Origin of the sequence: Gordonibacter sp. RACS_AR49 (assembly GCF_030418435.1) — a bacterium.
In the GTDB taxonomy this organism is placed as follows: domain Bacteria; phylum Actinomycetota; class Coriobacteriia; order Coriobacteriales; family Eggerthellaceae; genus Gordonibacter; species Gordonibacter urolithinfaciens.
On the sequence record NZ_JAIUDM010000009.1, the window covers coordinates 72,415 to 90,336 of the forward strand.

At 68.1% G+C, this 17,922-nt stretch carries 17 protein-coding genes and 1 riboswitch; of the genes, 9 read left to right on the top strand and 8 right to left on the bottom strand.

Going from position 1 to position 17,922, the window contains the following annotated elements:
* Nucleotides 1-68: 68 nt before the first annotated feature.
* Entirely contained in the window at nt 69-1,301 is a 1,233-nt protein-coding gene (locus tag LB310_RS12945; protein WP_301155158.1) for a CynX/NimT family MFS transporter, read from the bottom strand.
* A gap of 443 nt (nt 1,302-1,744) precedes the next feature.
* On the opposite strand from LB310_RS12945, the gene LB310_RS12950 reads away from it, so the two are divergent.
* Nucleotides 1,745-2,659 carry a LysR family transcriptional regulator gene (locus LB310_RS12950; protein ID WP_278807288.1) on the top strand — a complete coding sequence of 305 codons (915 nt, stop codon included), beginning with the start codon at nt 1,745-1,747 and terminating at the stop codon, nt 2,657-2,659.
* 412 nt (nt 2,660-3,071) lie between these two features.
* Complete coding sequence (locus LB310_RS12955) at nt 3,072-3,395, top strand: DUF1292 domain-containing protein (RefSeq protein ID WP_278807290.1); 324 nt, start codon at nt 3,072-3,074, stop codon at nt 3,393-3,395.
* A gap of 126 nt (nt 3,396-3,521) precedes the next feature.
* On the opposite strand, the gene LB310_RS12960 is transcribed toward LB310_RS12955, so the two are convergent.
* A complete protein-coding gene (locus LB310_RS12960; RefSeq protein WP_087191304.1) occupies nt 3,522-3,716 on the bottom strand; it encodes a hypothetical protein in 195 nt (64 codons plus the stop codon).
* A 138-nt stretch (nt 3,717-3,854) separates the two neighbouring features.
* Between LB310_RS12960 and LB310_RS12965 the strand changes: the two genes are divergently transcribed.
* Nucleotides 3,855-4,076 carry a helix-turn-helix domain-containing protein gene (locus LB310_RS12965; RefSeq protein WP_087191303.1) on the top strand — a complete coding sequence of 74 codons (222 nt, stop codon included), beginning with the start codon at nt 3,855-3,857 and terminating at the stop codon, nt 4,074-4,076.
* An 88-nt stretch (nt 4,077-4,164) separates the two neighbouring features.
* Here the strand turns inward: LB310_RS12965 and LB310_RS12970 are convergent, their stop codons facing one another.
* From LB310_RS12970 to LB310_RS12985, 4 genes are all read right to left on the bottom strand, one after another.
* Nucleotides 4,165-4,575 carry a pyridoxamine 5'-phosphate oxidase family protein gene (locus LB310_RS12970; protein ID WP_087191302.1) on the bottom strand — a complete coding sequence of 137 codons (411 nt, stop codon included), beginning with the start codon at nt 4,573-4,575 and terminating at the stop codon, nt 4,165-4,167.
* 149 nt (nt 4,576-4,724) lie between these two features.
* Complete coding sequence (locus LB310_RS12975) at nt 4,725-5,522, bottom strand: energy-coupling factor transporter transmembrane protein EcfT (RefSeq protein WP_301155159.1); 798 nt, start codon at nt 5,520-5,522, stop codon at nt 4,725-4,727.
* Nucleotides 5,519-7,567, bottom strand: coding sequence for an energy-coupling factor transporter ATPase (locus tag LB310_RS12980; RefSeq protein ID WP_301155160.1), 2,049 nt, complete (start codon nt 7,565-7,567; stop codon nt 5,519-5,521). Before LB310_RS12980 ends, LB310_RS12975 begins: the two co-directional genes overlap by 4 nt.
* 66 nt (nt 7,568-7,633) lie before the next feature.
* Nucleotides 7,634-8,230 carry an ECF transporter S component gene (locus tag LB310_RS12985; protein ID WP_278807185.1) on the bottom strand — a complete coding sequence of 199 codons (597 nt, stop codon included), beginning with the start codon at nt 8,228-8,230 and terminating at the stop codon, nt 7,634-7,636.
* Between the two features lie 156 nt (nt 8,231-8,386).
* A riboswitch (FMN riboswitch) is annotated at nt 8,387-8,572 on the bottom strand.
* 179 nt (nt 8,573-8,751) lie between these two features.
* On the opposite strand from LB310_RS12985, the gene LB310_RS12990 reads away from it, so the two are divergent.
* Nucleotides 8,752-10,173 (top strand): sodium:alanine symporter family protein, encoded by a 1,422-nt coding sequence (locus tag LB310_RS12990; protein WP_278807186.1) that lies wholly within the window; start codon nt 8,752-8,754, stop codon nt 10,171-10,173.
* A gap of 25 nt (nt 10,174-10,198) precedes the next feature.
* Here LB310_RS12990 and LB310_RS12995 read toward each other — a convergent pair whose 3' ends face one another.
* Both LB310_RS12995 and LB310_RS13000 read right to left on the bottom strand, forming a co-directional pair.
* A complete protein-coding gene (locus tag LB310_RS12995; protein WP_087191297.1) occupies nt 10,199-10,528 on the bottom strand; it encodes a helix-turn-helix transcriptional regulator in 330 nt (109 codons plus the stop codon).
* Nucleotides 10,518-10,964 carry a hypothetical protein gene (locus LB310_RS13000; protein ID WP_087191296.1) on the bottom strand — a complete coding sequence of 149 codons (447 nt, stop codon included), beginning with the start codon at nt 10,962-10,964 and terminating at the stop codon, nt 10,518-10,520. Before LB310_RS13000 ends, LB310_RS12995 begins: the two co-directional genes overlap by 11 nt.
* Nucleotides 10,965-11,067: 103 nt before the next feature.
* On the opposite strand from LB310_RS13000, the gene LB310_RS13005 reads away from it, so the two are divergent.
* From LB310_RS13005 to LB310_RS13025, 5 genes are all read left to right on the top strand, one after another.
* Nucleotides 11,068-11,358, top strand: coding sequence for a hypothetical protein (locus LB310_RS13005; RefSeq protein WP_087191295.1), 291 nt, complete (start codon nt 11,068-11,070; stop codon nt 11,356-11,358).
* Nucleotides 11,359-11,629: 271 nt separating this feature from the next.
* The gene (locus LB310_RS13010) at nt 11,630-13,045 is read left to right on the top strand and encodes a sodium:alanine symporter family protein (RefSeq protein WP_278807191.1); all 1,416 of its coding nucleotides are present in this window, start codon (nt 11,630-11,632) and stop codon (nt 13,043-13,045) included.
* A 213-nt stretch (nt 13,046-13,258) separates the two neighbouring features.
* Nucleotides 13,259-13,672 carry a hypothetical protein gene (locus LB310_RS13015; protein WP_301155161.1) on the top strand — a complete coding sequence of 138 codons (414 nt, stop codon included), beginning with the start codon at nt 13,259-13,261 and terminating at the stop codon, nt 13,670-13,672.
* A 327-nt stretch (nt 13,673-13,999) separates the two neighbouring features.
* Nucleotides 14,000-16,486, top strand: a complete 2,487-nt coding sequence (locus LB310_RS13020) for an HAD-IC family P-type ATPase (RefSeq protein WP_278807195.1) — start codon at nt 14,000-14,002, stop codon at nt 16,484-16,486.
* 177 nt (nt 16,487-16,663) lie between these two features.
* The gene (locus tag LB310_RS13025) at nt 16,664-17,914 is read left to right on the top strand and encodes an aminoacetone oxidase family FAD-binding enzyme (protein WP_278807197.1); all 1,251 of its coding nucleotides are present in this window, start codon (nt 16,664-16,666) and stop codon (nt 17,912-17,914) included.
* Nucleotides 17,915-17,922 lie beyond the last annotated feature (8 nt).

Here is a 17,922-nt window from a genome sequence, read left to right on the forward strand (position 1 = left end):
GCAGCTCCGCCTCGGCCAGCCGTGCTGCCATGGCGGTCCCGGCCGCTGCAGGGCGCTCTCCTCGTCCGCTAACGCAGTTTCGGCGTGACGAACGTGCACACGGCACCCACCACGGTGAGCGGCACCATGAGGTAGAACGCCATGTCCCAGCCCACCGCCTCGATGAGCAGGCCCACCAGGCTGGAGCTCAGGAAGATGCCCACCCACTGGAACGTGTTCAGCAGCGCCACGGCCATGTCGCCCTGCGCGGGCGGCACCAGCTCGGCCACGGCCGAGAAGCACAGGCCCACGATGCCCATGACCGCGATGCCGAACAGCACCACCAGCACGATGAACACGCCGGTGGGCCAGGTGGGCATGAGCGCGTAGGTCACGGCGCTTGCCAGCATGAGCACGCCGAGCGGCTTCTTGCGCGATCCCATCTTGTCCGACACCATGCCGGCCACGATGCCCACGGGGATGCCCACGAGCGGCGCGATGCTCACGATGGAGCTGGCCGCCGCCGCGTCCATGCCGCGCACCTCGGCCAGGTACGTGGGCAGAAACGAGATCACGCCCTGCTCGGCAATCAGGTACACCATGAGCGTGATGCCGACGAGCCACACGCCCGGGTTCAGGAACACGTCCTTCGAGAACAGCCTCGTCGGCACGCTCGGCGCAGCCGGTGCGCCGTCAAGCGCCGTGTCCGGCGCCTCCTCGGCCGGCGCGGCCGCCGCCGCGAGCGACGCGTCCAGGTTGCGCAGCGCCACGATCCACGCCACGAGGAACACGCCGGCGTAGACGGCTGTGAACCACCACACGTTCTCCCACGCGCCGCCCTCGGCGACGCGCGGCGCCAGGTTGAACATGGCTATCTGGCCGAACGCCATGAAGCACATGAGCAGGCCCATGGCGCTGCCGCGGCGCCGGTCGTCGAACGAGCTGGCCACGGCCGCCGGCCCCAGCGTCATGAGCAAGATGAGCCCCACGCCCTCCACGATGCGGCTGCCCAGCATGACGGCGTAGCCCGCATCGAGCGCGCCCACGACCGAACCGGCCAAGATGGCCGCCAGGGCGATGATGCCCGTCTTGTAGTACCCCAGCTTCGCGATGATGACGCCGCTGGGAATGGCCAGGAATATGCCCGAGAACACGAACACCGAGATAAGCAGCCCGGCCTGCCCGGCCCCTGCAAGCCCCATGCTCTCCGTGAGAACCGGCACGATGGGCGCCACCTTGTTCAGGCACATGGCCCCCGCCGTCATGGACATGAGCATCATGAACAGCACGAGCCCGGGAGAGATCCTTTTCCGCTCCGTCATGTTTTCACCCCTTTCGCGGCCGCCTGGCCGCCTCCGTGCGCACCACGGGCCCGTCCTGCCCCGAAACCGCAGGTGGGTGGTGGTCGCGCTCATACCTCCCGTACTGCTCCCAGCTTACGCGCGGGGTTTCCTATGGCGGAACGAACGATATGGAGAGGGGTATCAATAGTCACGTGAGGCCGATTCAAAACGCGCGCCCCGCTGCGTAGAATGGAGGCGCGGAACCGAAGGCGGGCGCATGCGGGCCGGGCTGCGGAAGCGGGGCGCAGGCTTGGCCGCGAGGCCGGGGCGGGTACGTGAGACGGCGGGACGCCCCCTGTCCAAGCATGGCGCGCACGGCAACGGGGCACGGTGCGCGCCGGCGCGCCGGAAAACGCGACCGGCGTGCCGGCGGAGGAGGGGCGGCGCGCCGGGTGCAGACGAGGCGGGGAAGGGAGGCGGCCATGGACACACGCGACCTGAAGGTGTTCGTGGCCGTCTACGAGACGAAGAGCATCACCCGCGCAGCGAAGGACCAGTTCCTAAGCCCCCAGGGGTGCAGCAAGATCGTCCAGAAGATCGAGGCCGAGCTGGGCACGTCGCTCTTTGCCCGCAACCACTTCGGTGTGAAGCCCACGCCGCAGGGCGATGCGCTGTACCGTCGCGCGCAGATGGTCATCCGCCTGCTCGAAGGAGTGAAGGACGAGGTGGAGGCTGCCCGCGCGCTGAAGTACACGCTGACCATCGCCTCGACGCAGGGCGTGTCCGAGTACCTCTCGCTCGCGTTCATCCGCGACTTCGCCGAGAGCCATCCGCATATCAGCCCGCGCATCATGGAGAGCCCCGACGCCATCGCCAAGCAGCGCACGCTCGACAACGTCGCCGAAATCGGCGTGCTGGGAGGGCCGGTGGACCTGTCGGTGTTCCACGCCGTGCCGTTCACGAGCCATCGGCCATGCCTGGTCGTCAACGAGGCGAACCCACTCGCGCGCAAGGCCGCCATCGACTACGCCGACCTGGACTGCCAGCCGCTCGCCATGGTCAGCCGCGAGTTCGCCTCGCACCACCTGGTGGTGAACCGCCTGGCGAACGCGGGTGCGCACGTGGACATCGTCATGGAGGCCACGGAACTGGACCTATGCCACCGCCTGGCCGAGCAGGGCGACGCCATCGCCGTGTCGTTCGATTTCGCCGCCTGGGGCGGCAGGCGCGCGCATACGGTCATCCGGCCCTTCGCCGACCGCTCGTTCGTCTGGGAGACTTTCATCGTCCGCAAGGCCGGCGCCGACCTGTCGCCCCAGGCCCAGGAGTTCTGCGACTTCGCCCTCGCCTGGGTGGCCGATCACCGCGCCGACCTCTTCCAGTGGCCGGGCGCGTGAGGGCGCTTGGCGGCGAAGGAGGGGCTTTGCCCTGGAGGGGTTTTCCGGAAAAGGCCGGAGAATCCCGTTTTGGGCCGACGCGCCTCCTTGGAAGGGGCCTTCACGCGACAAGGGGTGTTCCGGCAGTTCCGCACGGGATCTTTCGACCCGCTCTGCTCGCCCGGGGTGGCAAAGCAGAGACTGACCTGCGGAATGTCATCGGCGGTAACCTAGAGTGATCGGATGGCTGCGGCGCTGCAAGCGTGCAGGTGCCGATGGCCGCGGGTCGCCGGCGGCGATTGCAGATGAAAGCCGATCTCGTGGAGGGGGAGGCGGCGGGCGGACGGGCACGGGCGCGGTATGCTATGCTGCTGGGATCAAACAGGGCCTTGCCGCGCAGGAGGGCGGGGCCGCGAGAGGTAAGGAGCTGTGCATGCGCCAAGGGAGCGCCCCGAATTTCTGTCCGCCGGTCGAGGAGGGCGTGACGCTCGAATTCGTCGACGAGAGAGGCGATGCCGTGACGTTGGAGTTCCTCGGGCTCGTGCTGCATGGCGCGCGCCGCTACGGGTTCTTCTTTCCCGTCTCGGAGGACGAGCCGGCCGGCTCGTCGGGGGAGGTCGTGCTGTTGGAGGTGACGGAGCTGGACGAGGATGGCCAGCCCTCCGCTTTCGAGCTGGTGGAGGACGAGGGGATTGCGTCCGAGGTGTATGCTGACTTCCGCCAGGCTACCAAGGACCTCTACGATTTCGCGGACTGACCGCGCGGCTGCTCGCGCGGGCTTACCGGCGCCCTTCCGGGCACGATGCGGCCTGCACGGCAATGGCACCCTCGAGTGCGGGGCCCAAGCGCTTCGGGGCCGGTTCGCGGCCCCGTTCGCCGGACGTCAGCGCCCGAACGGATCCCAACCGCCTTCAGGCTTCACCAGCTCGGACTGGGCGATGGCCGCAAGGTACATGACCTCGTGGTTTATGGCCTTCTCAAGGCGGCAGACCTCCTCCTCGGTTTCGGCCATGGCGAATATGCGGGCAGTTGCGGCCTTGATCGCCTCCATCTGCCGTTCGTACTCTGCGTGCTCCATCGTTGTCCCCGTATCTCGGCGTCCGGTCGCGACACTTACACCGGTGCTTATATATAAGCGTGTGACCAGTTGTTTTATCCGTGTGCTGTAAACTATAGTTTACGACATTTCTCCGGCCCGATACTAGCCTTTTCGAGCATGGGGAATATTACACTGAAAGCCCAACTCGGTGCCAATATTGCGGAACTGCGAACGAGGGCCGGACTGTCCAAGACTACGTTCGCGCTCATGATCGGGGTGAGCAGGCTCTACCTGGGCAACATAGAGAGCGGTGCCGCAAACCCCACGGTTGACGTGCTGGAGCGCATCGCCGACGGCCTGGGCACGAGCGTGAGCGCGCTGTTCGGCGACGAAAGCTGAAAGCGGGGCTCCGAGAAACGGGAGGCACGCGAGGGCCGACTGGTGCCGAGCGGGCCTCGCGGCCCGCCCTTCCCGCTCGTGCTGGGGGTTAGAAGGCCAGCGGCTTCCACTCGTCGTGGTTGCAGATCCAGGCTTGCGGGTCTTCCACCGAGAAGTACACGAGCGTGGGGTCGTGGGGGCCGTCATAGTGCTCGCCCAGGCCGGTGAGGTGGTCGTAGCCCGCCTGGCGGATGTCGTCGTTCACACGGTCGTCAAGCCCCGCGGTGCCGCGCAGGATGAGCCAGCCGTGGCCGGGCCACCACGACGTGGCCTCGAAGCGCTGGTTGGCCAGCAGCTCCTCCCATACATCCTTGGTGGTGGCCGTGCAGAACCACAGCTTGCCGTCCTGCTCGGCGGCGAAGCTGAACGGGCGCACGTGCGGCTGGTCGTCCACGCTCGTGGCGAGGTACCACGCGGGCACGCTGGTGAGGTACTGGAGGACGGTCTCGTTTCCGGTCATGGAGTGCTCCTTTTTCATGGTCGATGGTCGGTCTTTGCGTTACGGGCTCGGTCGCCCGGCACGGTCTTCGGTATCGTGGTTGTTCGGTCGGTTGCGGGGGGGGGTCTGGGGGCGATCAGGGAGGGGCCGAGCCGCGGAAGCGGCGGCGGTCAGAGCAGCATGTTCGCCAAGCCCACGCACACGGCCAGCGCCGCCAGTATCCCGGCGGCCACGCCGTCGCGGGCGGACAGCTTGAGCGGGTGCAGGCGGGTCCGCCCCTCGCCGCCGTGGTAGCACCGTGCGTCCATGGCGGCCGAGAGCGTTTCCGCATGGCGGAACGCGCTGGTGAACAGGGGTATCATGAGCGAAGAGAGCATGCGCATGCCGCGCACGGGGCTGCTGTCCAGTCCGGCTCCGCGGCTGATCTGGGCGTGGTAGACGGTCACGAGCTCGGTGGCGAACTGCGGCAGGAACCGCAGGGCGATGCCCATGATCATGCCCAGCTCGTGAGCAGGAAGCCCGAAGCGGGCGAAAGGCGACAGCAGCTTCTCCAGCGCCTCGGTCAGGTCGAGGGTGGGGGTGGTCATGGTGATGAGGCTCATGCCCAGCAGGATGAGCACGAGACGCGCGGCGATGAACAGGCACGCGCCCACGCCTCCTGCGGTGATGCGGACGAACGCCCACTCCACGAGCACAGCGCCCTCCTGGTTCACGAAGAGGTTCAGAAGCGACGCCACCACCACAATGAACAGCAGCGGCGCGAGCGATCGTGCCGCGTAGCCGAGCGGGATGCGCGAGGCCAGGTAGAGCGCCGCCACGAACACCGCCACCGCCCCGAGCGCGGCCACGTTGCGGGCGCAGAGCGCGATGACGATGAAGGCGCAGCCCAAAAGCAGCTTCGCGCGCGGGTCCAGGCGGTGCAGCGGGCTCTCGCCGGGGTAGTAGCTGCCGAAGGAGAACACGTTCATCGTGCGCCGCCTGCCCCGCGGGGGCGCGCCTGCGTCGTATCGCCCGCCAGCCCGGCGCCCTCGTCGGATCGCCCGCCTGCGTTCCCGTCGGCGGATCCGCCGGACCACACGTCGTCGGCAGCGCCCCCGCACGCGTCCTTGCCGGCGATCCCGGACAGCGCGGCGGCCAGCGAGGCGCTGTCGAACAGGATGCCCTCGGGTAGGGGCAGGCCCCGCTCGCGCAGGGCGTTGGCCACGCGCTGCGCAGCGGGGATGCCGAGCCCGATGTCGTTGAGCTCGCCGGCGCGCAGGAACACGTCGCCGGGGGTGCCCACCTCGAACGTGCGGCCCTCGTTCAGCACGAGTACCCGGTCGCACAGCGCGGCCAGGTCGTCCATGCTGTGCGAGATCATGACCACGGTGCGGCCCTGGGCGTGCAGGCCGGCGATGAGCGCCAGGAAGTCGCGCCGCGCTGCCGGGTCCAGGCCGGCCACGGGCTCGTCGAGCACGAGGATGCGCGGCCGCATGGCCAGCACGCCCGCGAACGCCACGCGGCGCTGCTGGCCGCCCGACAGCTCGAAGGGGCTCACGTCCCCGATCTCGTCGAAGTCCAGGTTCACGAGCGCGAGCGACTCGCGCACGCGGGCGTCCACCTCCTCGTCGGAGAGCTTCAGGTTGCGCGGCCCGAACGCCACGTCGTGGTAGACGGTGTCGGCGAACAGCTGGTGCTCGGGGTACTGGAACACCACGCCCACGTCGGCGCGCACGCTGGCGGCCTGCGCCTTGTCGGCCACGTCGCGGCCCTCCACCAGCACGCGCCCGCATGTGGGATGCAGGATGCCGTTCATGTGCTGGATGAGGGTGGACTTGCCGGAGCCCGTGTGCCCGGCGATGCCGAAGAACTCGCCCGGCGCGATGGCGAAGCTCACGTCGCGCAGCGCCCATACGGCGTCCGGGTCGTTGCCCCAGTCCGGATGCGGCCCCCGAGGGCCCTTCCCCTTGCCGGCGCGCTTGCGCTTGCCCTTGGCGGGGTTGTAGGTGAAAGAGACGTTCTCGAACGCTACGATGGCGCCCGCGCCCTTGCCGTTTCGGCCGGAGTGCTGCGGGCGCTCTTCTCCGTCGTCTTGGAGTGTGGCCCGGGGACGCGCTGCCCCGGGTTCTTCGGCGGCACCGAGGGCGTCGTCGTTCGGTGCCCCGTCCCCGCTCTCTGGGCCCGCCTCAGGGCCCGCGGGTCCTTTCGTTAGGCGGCCCTCGCGCAGTGCGGCGGCGACGGCATCTACGAGCGGTGCCTCCTCCACGCACACGGGCACGTCCACGCCCGCTTTCCGCAGCTTGAGCGACAGGTCGCAGGCGAAGGGGACCTCCAGGTTCAAACCGGCCAGCACGTCGGTGCGCACGAGCACGTCGTTTGGCGCGCCGTTGCACGCCACCTTGCCGCGGTCGAGCACCACCACGCGGTCGGCCGCGGCGGCCTCTTCCATGAAGTGGGTGATCATGACCACCGTCATGCCGCGCCCGTTCAGCTCGCGGCATACGCGCATGAGGCCCTTGCGGCCCCGCGGGTCGAGCATGGCCGACGCCTCGTCCAGTATGAGGATCTTCGGCTGCATGCCGAGCACCCCCGCGATGGCCACGCGCTGCTTCTGGCCTCCGGACAGGGCGTTCGTCTCGTGCTTCTCGAAGCCCACGAGGCCCACCTGCTTGAGCGCGTCGCGCACGCGCTGGGCCAGCTCGGCCGTTTCCACGCCCAGGTTCTCGGGGCCGAACGCCACGTCATCTTCCACGAGGGAGGCCACCAGCTGGTCGTCGGGGTTCTGGAACACCATGCCCGCCGTGGAGCGTATGCGGTAGACGTCGCGCGGCTCGGCCGTGTCGTAGCCATCGACGGTCACGGTGCCCCGGTCGGGCAGCAAAAGCGCGTTCAGGTGCTTCGCCAGGGTGCTCTTGCCGCTGCCGTTGCCGCCCAGGATGCAGACGAACTCGCCGGGCGCGACGTGCAGGTCGACCCCGGCCAGCGCCAAGCGCTCGCCGTCGTAGGTGAACTCGATGTCGGTGCAGTGAATCATATGCTTCCTTACTGCGACCCTACGGGCCGGTTGGGTGCCGTGGGGGGGCCGGGTTGACGGTGCGACCTAATGTCCTTTGACCTGCGACTTCTTCGGTGTTATCAGGTTGGAGACGGCCTTGTACACGATGAGCGTGAGCACGGCGTTCACCGTGCCCTTCACCAGGTTGAACGGGACGATGGCGGGCAGCAGCATGGGCAGGATGACGTCCACGCTGCCGTACCAGAACAGCACGCCGATGGTCAGGTTCGCCGCGATGGCGCCCACCGTGGCCACCAGCACGCTCGCAGCCAGGCCGATCGCGCCCCGCTTGAAGGTGCGCTTACGACGGTAGAGGGCGGCTGCCGGCCAAACGAAGCACAGCGTGGCCACGATGTTCATGAGCGAGCCCACCCATTCTCCCAGGATGAGCCCGTGGATGATGGCCGCCACGGCGCCCACGGCGATGCCCGCGCCGGGCCCGAAGGCGAAGCCGCACACCATGGCCGGCATGAGCGAGGGGTCGTAGGTGAGGAACGTGACGCCGGGGATGAGCGGGATCTGGATGAACGACAGCAACGCCGCGATAGCGCACATGAGGGCCATCGTCACCAGCTGGCGGGTATCCCACTTGTTCGTATTCGTGAATTCGAGGTTCTGCGCGCTGCGCGCCTTCTCGGCCATGATCGACCTTCTTTCCGCGGGGCGTCGGCTGTTCGGGTCCGCCTCCCGCCTCGCAGAGAAGAAGCAAGCCCGTATGAATTCCACTCCTGCCATACGGGCTTGTGATTCGCAAGGACGCGGCCGGCCTTTACGGCAAAACGGTCGCAGCCGACGCGATATCTGCCTCTTCCATCCGGACTTTAACCGTTGGTCCCGGAATCTCACCGGTGTCAGCCTGCCCGGGCGCGCTCGGCCGGGGCCGGCGTGCGCCGTCGCAGGGTCGCGGACTCTCGGCTTGGCGCGGCTTGCGCCGGCTGTCCGATTACCGCCAGTGAGGAATTTCACCTCGCCCTGAAACAGAATCCATCGCGGCCCATTGTAGCGGCCCCGACGGCCCCGCGCAACCAGCGCGCCTGAAAGACCGGACAGAAACGTCGAAGTGGTCGGCAACCGCGGGCACGCCGGCATGAGGCTTCCCATATGTGTGCGTCGGCTACAGTTTTGCGCTCGGTGCCCGCCGATCGGGTACAATACCGCCCCGTATGCTTGAAATACTGAACAGCATCGACGCGTTCGTCTGGGGGCCGGCCATGATCGTGCTCCTTCTGGGCACGCATGTCTTCCTCACGTTCAAGACGGGCTTCATCCAGCGCAAGCTGCCGCAGGCCATCCGCCTGTCGTTCCGCAAGGACCCCCAGGGCAAGGGCGACATCTCCAACTTCGGCGCGCTGGCCACGGCGCTGGCGGCCACCATCGGCACGGGCTCCATCGTGGGCGTGGCCACCGCCATCTTGGCGGGCGGGCCGGGCGCGGTGTTCTGGATGTGGATCACCGGCGTGTTCGGCATCGCCACGAAGTACGTGGAGGTGTACGCCTCGGTGAAGTACCGCGTGCGCGACCATGCCGGCAACATGCTCGGCGGCGCCATGTACGTGTGGGAACGCGCGTTCAAGAAGGAGGACGGCCGCACCCCCTGGTGGGCGAAGCTGGGCGCCGTGGCATTCGCCGCGTTCGCCACCGTGGCCACCATCGGCACGGGGTCGGCCGTGCAGGCGTCCGCCATGACGGGCATCATCGCGTCGAGCGTGCCGGTGCCCGCCTGGGCCATCGGCATCGGCATCGTCGTGCTGGTGTCGGTGGTGATCTTCGGCGGCGTGCGCACCATCTCGAACGTGTGCGAGAAGCTGGTGCCCGTCATGGCCGTGGCGTACGCGGGCGGCTGCCTGGTCATCTTGGCGCTCAACGCCCCGGTGGTGGGGGAGGCCGTGGTGCTCATCTTCCAGTGCGCGTTCACGGGCAAGGCGGCCTTCGGGGGCGCGGTGGGCAGCGGCATCATGATGGCGCTGCAGTTCGGCTGCGCGCGCGGCCTGTTCTCCAACGAGTCGGGCCTGGGCTCGGCGCCCATCATCGCGGCCGCCGCGAAGACGCGCAACCCGGCCGAGCAGGCGCTCATCGCCATGACCGGCACGTTCTGGTCCACCGTGGTCATCTGCGCGCTCACGGGCATCGTGCTCGTGTCCACCATGATAGCGAACCCCGGCATCCAGGCCGACGTCCTGGCGAACCCCACGCTGTTCTCGGGCGCCGAGCTGGCCAGCGCCGCGTTCTCGAAGATCCCCTACATCGGCACGCCCATCCTGGTGCTGGGCATGGTGGCGTTCTCGTACTCCACGATCCTGGGCTGGTCGTACTACGGCAACCGCTGCGTCACGTACCTGTTTGGCAAGCGCGCCATCAGGCCGTACCAGGTGCTGTACGTGGCCGTGGCGTTCTTGGGGGCCATCGGCGTGGGCGATGTCATGTGGACGGTCTCGGACATCGGCAACGCGCTCATGGCCATCCCGAACATCGTGGCCATCCTGCTGCTGTCAGGCCTCGTGGCCCGCGGCACCCGCCATTACGTCTACGACGGCTGCCTCGACGAGGTGGACGAGGACCCCATCCCCGTCGTGGAGAGCAAGTAGCGGCACCCGCCCCGCATGCCGGCGGTTATGCGCGCTTCGATGCCGGGGCGTCCTCCACGGCTGCCTCGGCAAGGGGGGCGGGGGCCGGGACGAAGCTGAACTTAAACTCCACGCCGAGCGCCAGCTCGAACTTCGCGATGGTCTCCAGCGTCATGTTCGGCTGGGTGTTCAGCAGGTTGGACAGGTGCGACTTCGATATGCCCATACGGCGCGCCAGCTCGGTCTTCGAGAGCCCCTGCTCCTGCATGAGCTCCCAGATCATGACGCTGATGTCGAGCGCATGGTCATAGGCGCGCGTGCCCGGCGTGTGGAAGTCCCGCATGAAGGCGCGATCGTCGCGTTCCTCAATCGCCATCGTATTCCTCCTGTTCAAGCAACTCGACGACAAGGCGCTGTTGCCGGGTTGCGCTTGCAATAAGAGTGGTCGGAACGCTCCCGGTTCCACTGTGCCCTTGAAACGGCCGGAGTATCACGATTGCCTCAACCGTGCGGATATGCGCCATAACCCTGGCCGCTCCGGAAAAGTTCTTGATCTCGTACAGCTCCGGCGAGATGCGGCGGATGCGCCTGGCGGCCGTTGCCCATTCGAGCCCGTTTGTCGTGATTTTCTGCACCGTCGAGAGGAGGCGCTTCGCCTTGCCCCTCGATCGTGGGTCGTTCAGCCAATCGTCAAGAAAGCTGCTCGTGCCGCTTCCGTCGGATAGGACATAATAGAATACGCCGTCATCCAGTCGACGCTTGATGAGCCTCCTTCCCGATCCATTCTTTAGTTCATTTTTAAGTGAACTCATACTATCACGCCCTTTTCCCCATGGCAAGCGCCAAAGTTGCACTATAATGCAAAAATGATACTAACACGTATTCGCACGATAGTGCAATGAAAGGGCGGAGAAGATGCCTCGGGAAGACGGCGTGATCGATTGGGAGGCGTACGGGGTGCTGCTGAAGGCGGCCCGGTTGGCGAACGGATACACGCGGGGGCGGGCGCTCTCCGACGCGGTGGAGGAGAAGACGGGGATGCGGATATCGGAGCGGGCCATCTACACGCTCGAGGATGCAAGCCGCGCGCCCTCGGCCGATGTGTTCTTCGCGTTGCAGCAGGTGCTGCCCGAGCTGCGCGACCCGGAATACATGAAGCCGCTGTTCAAGCGCAACGGCATCGAGGTCATGCTCGTGGCCTTCTGAACGCCGTGGTGCCGGGCGTGTCCGCGAGGGGCTTTGCCGCTCCCCGCACCTGCGCGTCGGCCGCGGCCGGGCGGCGGGGCTCCGCTCGCTGGGAATTTCGCCGTTTCCGGCGCGTTCTGCCGGATCCTGCACCTATAATCCAACCGTTTTAGTGCGCGAAAGCGCCCGTGCCGAAACGGCTTCATCGAATTGCCAGGGCTTCCCGGAGACGGAATCTGTTTCGGCAACGGCACTGCGCGAGGGGGATTCACCAGCAGAAAAGAGGTTGCCAATGGACATCGTCCAGCTCATCACCGACATCGACGCGTTCGTGTGGGGTCCGCCGATGATCGTGATCCTTCTGGGGTCGCACCTGTTCCTGACGTTCCGCACGGGCTTCATCCAGCGCAAGCTGCCCACGGCCATCAAGCTGTCGGTGACGAAGGACCCGGACGCCCCGGGCGACATCAGCCAGTTCGGCGCGCTGTGCACGGCGCTGTCGGCCACCATCGGCACGGGCAACATCGTGGGCGTGGCCACCGCCATCCTGGCGGGCGGGCCCGGCGCCGTGCTGTGGATGTGGCTCACCGGCGTGTTCGGCATGGCCACGAAGTACTCCGAGACGTTCGCCGCGGTGAAGTACCGCGTGAAGGACCACAACGGCAACATGCTCGGCGGCGCGATGTACGCGTGGCGCCGCGCCTTCGAGAAGGACGGCAAGACGCCGTGGTGGGGCCTGCTGGGCGCCGGCGCGTTCGCGCTGTTCGCCACCGTCGCGTCGTTCGGCATCGGCTCGGCTGTGCAGTCCAGCGCCATGACGGGCATCATCACGTCGAACTTCCCGGGCATCCCCGCATGGGGCATCGGCCTGGCCATCGTCATCATGGTGTCCATCGTCATCTTCGGCGGCGTGAAGGTCATCTCGAAGGTGTGCGAGAAGCTCGTGCCTTTCATGGCCATCGCCTACGCGTGGGGTTGCATCGTCATCATCGGCATGAACTGGGAGTACGTATGGCCCGCCATCTGCCTCATCTTCGAGTGCGCCTTCACGCCGAAGGCAGCGTTCGGGGGCGCGGTGGGCAGCGGCATCATGATGGCCCTGCAGTTCGGCTGCGCGCGCGGCCTGTTCTCCAACGAGTCGGGCCTGGGCTCGGCGCCCATCGTGGCCTCGGCGGCCTCCACGCGCAACCCGGCGCGCCAGGCGCTCGTGTCCATGACCGGCACGTTCTGGGACACCGTGGTCATCTGCGCGCTCACGGGCATCGTGCTGGTGTCCACGCTCATCGCGAATCCCGGCATCCTGGAGTCCGGGCAGATCAAAGCCGGCGCCGACCTGACGAGCGCCGCCTTCGCGTCCATTCCCTACGTGGGCACGCCCATCCTGGTGATCGGCATGATCCTGTTCGCGTACTCCACGATCCTCGGTTGGTCGTACTACGGCAACCGTTGCGCCGCGTACCTGTTCGGCAAGCATGCCGTGCGCCCCTACCAGGTGCTCTATGTCGTCGTGGCGTTCCTGGGCGCCATCGGCATCGGCGACTTGGTGTGGACCATCTCGGACATCACGAACGCGCTCATGGCAGTGCCTAACATCATCGTGGTGCTCATGCTGTCGGGCCTGATCGCCCGGGAGACGAAGCATTACGTGTGGGACAAGAACCTGGACGAGGTGGACGAGACGCCCATCCCCGTGCTGGAATCGAAGTAGCCTGCGGCGCAGGTCGCGGGCCGTCGGGCCGGCACGTTCAATGATATGCTGAATCACGGAGGGAGGGCGAGCGGTCGTCCTCCCTCATCTTATAATCGAAGCGCTTTGCAGCGCGCCGGCCGAGAGGGGACGTCGCGCGCCCTGCCCCCCGGCCGGCCGTCGTGCCATTCCGGGACAGGGAACCCTACTCGCGTTTCGGAAAGGAAGTCCAGCATGTCCGGTTCTCAGAAGGCCTTGAAGGTCGTTTCCGTCCTCCTTATCATCTATGCCGTGGCCATGGCGGCCTTCGGCGTCTTCATGATGGCGGGCGGCTCGTTTCTGGTCGGCGAGACCGTCGATGTGGACGGCACCGCGCAGGCGGCCAACGTCATGGCCGCGGCGCTGGGCGCCGGCACCATCGCCGGCGGCGTCATCGATCTGATCATCGGCTTGCTGGGCCTGCGCGGCGCCAAGAACCCGCGCAAGGTGGGGCCGTTCTTCGTGCTGTGCATCATAGGGCTCGTGCTGGGGCTCGTGAGCCTGGGCATGTCCATCGCGCAGGGCTCGTTCAACCCGTGGTCGCTCGCCAGCCTGGTGATCATCGCCGTCTGCCTGTACCTGTCTGCGCAGGTGAAGAAGCAGGCATAGGCGGCGCGCGACGCGGCGAGGGCTCGGGGTAGCTGCGCCTGCGGGGCGCGGGAGCCTGGTGCCCGAGAGCGTGGCAGCCGGCCAGCCTCGTCGGCGAGGGCGGTTGCCGGCCCACGGCGCAACGTGCGCCCCTGCCAGTCGGGCGCATCTGCGGGCGCCCCTGCTTCCGGCAGGCGCCGCAGGCGTTTGAGGGTTTCGCGTGAACGGCCTCCCTTCCCAGCGAAGCGGAGGCCGTTTCGCGTGGAGGTGCCGTAGAATGGGCGCAAGCAGGCGGGCGGCTTCCCGAACGGGCCGGCTGCTGGACGAGCAAGAAAGCAGGAGCAGAACATGGCCGACGAACCCTGGGGACTGACCGCCGCGGAGGTGGCCGAGCGCATGGCGCGCGGCGACGTGAACGCCGACGTGGACGTGAAGACGCGCTCCGTGGGCCAGATCGTGCGGGAGAACGTCTGCACGCTGTTCAACGCCATCAACGTGATCTTGGCGGCGTTCGTGCTGCTCACCGGTTCGTACAAGAACATGCTGTTCATGATCGTCATCGTGTGCAATGTCGTGATAGGCATCGTGCAGGAGATCCGCTCGAAGATCACCACCGACCGTTTGAGCATCGTGGCGGGCTCGCACGCCACGGTCATCCGCGACGGCGCGCGCACCCAGGTGGCGTTGCATGACATCGTGCGCGACGACGTGGTGGTGCTCGGCCGCGGTGACCAGGTGCCGGCCGACGCCGTGGTGGTATCCGGCGAGGCCGACGTGAACGAGAGCCTGCTCACCGGCGAGAGCAACCTCATAAAGAAAGCTTCCGGCGCCGAGCTCATGAGCGGCTCGTTCGTGAATGCCGGCACCGTGTGCGCCCGGGTGGTGCACGTGGGCCACGAGAACTACGCGGCGAAGATCAGCGCCGAGGCCAAGCAGCACAAGAAGGTCAACTCCGAGATCATGAACAGCTTGAACGGCATCATCAAGTTCGTGAGCTGCGTCATCTTCCCCGTGGGAGCGTTGCTGTTCGCGCGCATGTTCTTCAGCGGCGAGGAGGTGGCGCTGAACCAGGCCATCCTGTCAACGGTGGCGGCGCTCGTGGGCATGATCCCCGAGGGGCTCATCCTGCTCACGTCCACGGTGCTGGCGGTGGCCGTGGTGCGCCTGGCCAAGAGCAAGGTGCTGGTGCAGCAGCTCTACTGCATCGAGACGCTTGCGCGCGTGGACACGCTCTGCCTGGACAAGACGGGCACCATCACCACGGGGGCCATGGAGGTGGCGGCCGTGGTGCCGGTTGCAGGCGCGGGTGTGGCGGATGCTGGGGTGAAGAGGGCGGGCGCGGACGATGCTCCGGGCGATGGCGCGTCCGGGGGTGCCTCGGCGGGCATGGCGGCGTCGGGAGGCGGCGGCGTGGAGACGGTTCCCGCCTCACCGCGGAGTGCCGGATACGCGGCCGAACTCGACGTGGCGCTGGCCTCGCTCGCCGCGGCGGACGACGACCCGAACGAGACGGCGCAGGCCGTCGCCGCGTACTATGCTGCGCGCCCCGCCGTGCGCCCGCTCGCGCCCATGCGCACGGTGCCGTTCTCCTCCGATAAGAAGTGGTCGGGCGCGGCCTTCGAAGGCCGCGCCTACGTCATGGGTGCCGGCAGGTTCGTGATGGGAGACGCGTTCGACGCGTTCGAGGAGCGGGCGGGCGAGCTGGCCGCCACGGCGCGCGTGCTCGCCGTGGCGCGCGTGGAGGGCTTCGACGCCGACGGCGCCATCGTGGGCGCGCCGGCGCTGCTCGGGTTCGTGTGCATCCACGACCAGATACGTGCCACGGCTGCCCAGACGATCGGCTATTTCAAGGACCAGGGCGTTTCCGTGAACGTCATCTCCGGCGACGACCCGCGCACGGTGGCGGGCATTGCGGCCCAGGTGGGCGTCGAGGGCGCGGAAGAGTACGTGGACGCCACGACGCTCGAGACTCCCGAGCAGGTGGCCGACGCCTTGCGTCGCTACCACGTTTTCGGCCGCGTGAAGCCCGAGCAGAAGAAGCAGTTCGTCGTGGCGTTGCAGGAGCAGGGCCATGTGGTGGCCATGACCGGCGACGGCGTGAACGATACGCTGGCCCTCAAGCAGGCTGACTGCTCGGTCGCCATGGCGGCCGGCTCGGACGCGGCGCGCAACGTGGCCCAGCTCGTGCTCGTGGACAACGACTTCGCCAGCATGCCGAAGGTGGTGGCCGAGGGGCGGCGCTCCATCAACAACCTCCAGCGCTCGGCGTCGCTGTTCTTGGTGAAGACGCTTTTGTCCATGACGCTGGCGGTGCTGTTCGTGCTGCTGCCGTGGCAGTACCCGTTCCAGCCCATCCAGATGACGCTCATCAGCGCGTTCACTATCGGCATCCCGTCGTTCGTGCTGGCGCTCGAGCCCAACAAGGAGCGCATACGCGGCCGCTTTTTGGAGAACGTCATCGTGAAGTCCATCCCCGGCGCCGTGTGCGCGGTGCTGGGCGTGCTGGCCGTGAACGCGGTGGGCCGCCTGGCGCTGGGCCTGGACTACGGCCAGGTGTCAACGCTGTGCGTGCTGCTCACGGCCTGGGTGGGCGTCATGCTCATCATCCGGCTGTCTGTGCCGTTCACGCCCATCCGCACCGCGCTTCTGGTCGTGGTGGTGGGCGGCACCGTGCTGGGCGCCACGCTGCTGCACGGGCTGTTCGGCATCGAGCCGTTCACCGTGCCCATGGCCGTGCTGCTCGCCGTCTGCGCCGTTGCGGCGTCGGCGCTGTTTCACTGGCTGTACGGCGTGTTCGGCCGCTGGCACGAGGCCAGGCTCGCCCGCTGGGCGTAAACGGTGCCCTGCTGGGCGGAACGGCGCAGACCGGTGCCCCGACGGCCGGAAACGCCGAGGCCCTGCGCTGCTTCCTGCCGGCGCCTCATGTGGCGAGGGCGTGAGCGGCGTTCTTCCTGCTGCGGCGTTGCGGTATGATGGCGGGCGAAGGAAGCGAGGAAGGGAAGCGGTGGACTCATGGGCCGGTTGGCGATCATTGGCGGCGGGGCGGCTGGGCTGGCGGCGGCCGTGACGGCTGCCCGCGAGCTGCGCATGCTCGGCGTTCCCGGCGACGTGGCGGTGTACGAGGCCGACGAGCGGGTGGGGCGCTCCATCCTGGCCACGGGCAATGGGCGGTGCAACTTCTCGAACGCGCGCATCGATGCAGGAGCCTACCGCAACGCGGCGTTCGTGGGCTCGGCGCTCGGTGCGTTGACGGCCGGCTCGGACCCGGTGCATGCGTTCTTCGCCGACCTGGGGCTCGTGTGGCGCGAGGAGGGCGAAGGGCGGCTCTACCCGCTGGCCAACAAGGCGACGAGCGTGCTCGACGTGCTGCGGGCGGCTGCGGCGGACTTCGGCGTGCGGGAGGCGTGCGGGCGGCGCGCCGTGCGGCTTGACGTGCCCGATCATCCGGGCGGTCGCTTTCACATCCGCTTTGCCGACGGGACGGTGGGGCATGCCGACGCCGTGGTGCTTGCCACCGGCGGCCGGACGGCGCGCGAGCTGCTGCCGGAGGGCATCGGCTTTGCCGCCGCGCGCCCGGTGCTCGGGCCGCTTCGCACCGCCACCGACGTGGTGAGGCACCTGAACAACCTGCGCGTGCGCTGCGCCGTGACGCTTGCGGGGCCCGACGGCGCGCCTAAGGCGCGCGAGACGGGCGAGCTGCTGTTCCGCGACTACGGCGTGTCGGGCATCGCGGTGTTCAACCTGTCGCGCTTTGCCGAGCCGGGCGATCGGCTGCTCGTGGACCTGCTGCCGCAGATGCCCGAAGAAGACTGCGCGGGTTTCCTGCATGCGCGCCGCAGGCGCCTTTCGGCCGACGGCCGCCCGCTTTCGCGCGAGGCGTTCCTGCGCGGCATGCTGCTGCCGGCGGTGGCGCGCGCCGTGCTGGAGGAGGCGGGGCTTGCGCCCGGGGCGCCCCTCGCCAAGTGCGATGTGCCGGCGCTGGCCGCCGCGCTCAAGACGTTCCCGCTGGAGGTGCGCGGCATAGGCGACGAGCGCCAATGCCAGGTGCGGCGCGGCGGCGCGGACGTGGCCGCGTTCGACCCGCGCACGCTGGAGGCCCGCGCCGTGCCCGGGCTGCACGTGGTCGGCGAGGCGCTGGACGTCGATGCCCCCTGCGGCGGCTACAACCTGCATTGGGCCTGGGCGAGCGGCATCCTGGCAGGGCGCGCTGCCGCCACGCGGCTGATGGGCCCCGATGACGTGGCGCAGGGCGAGGGACGATAGGGGGTAGC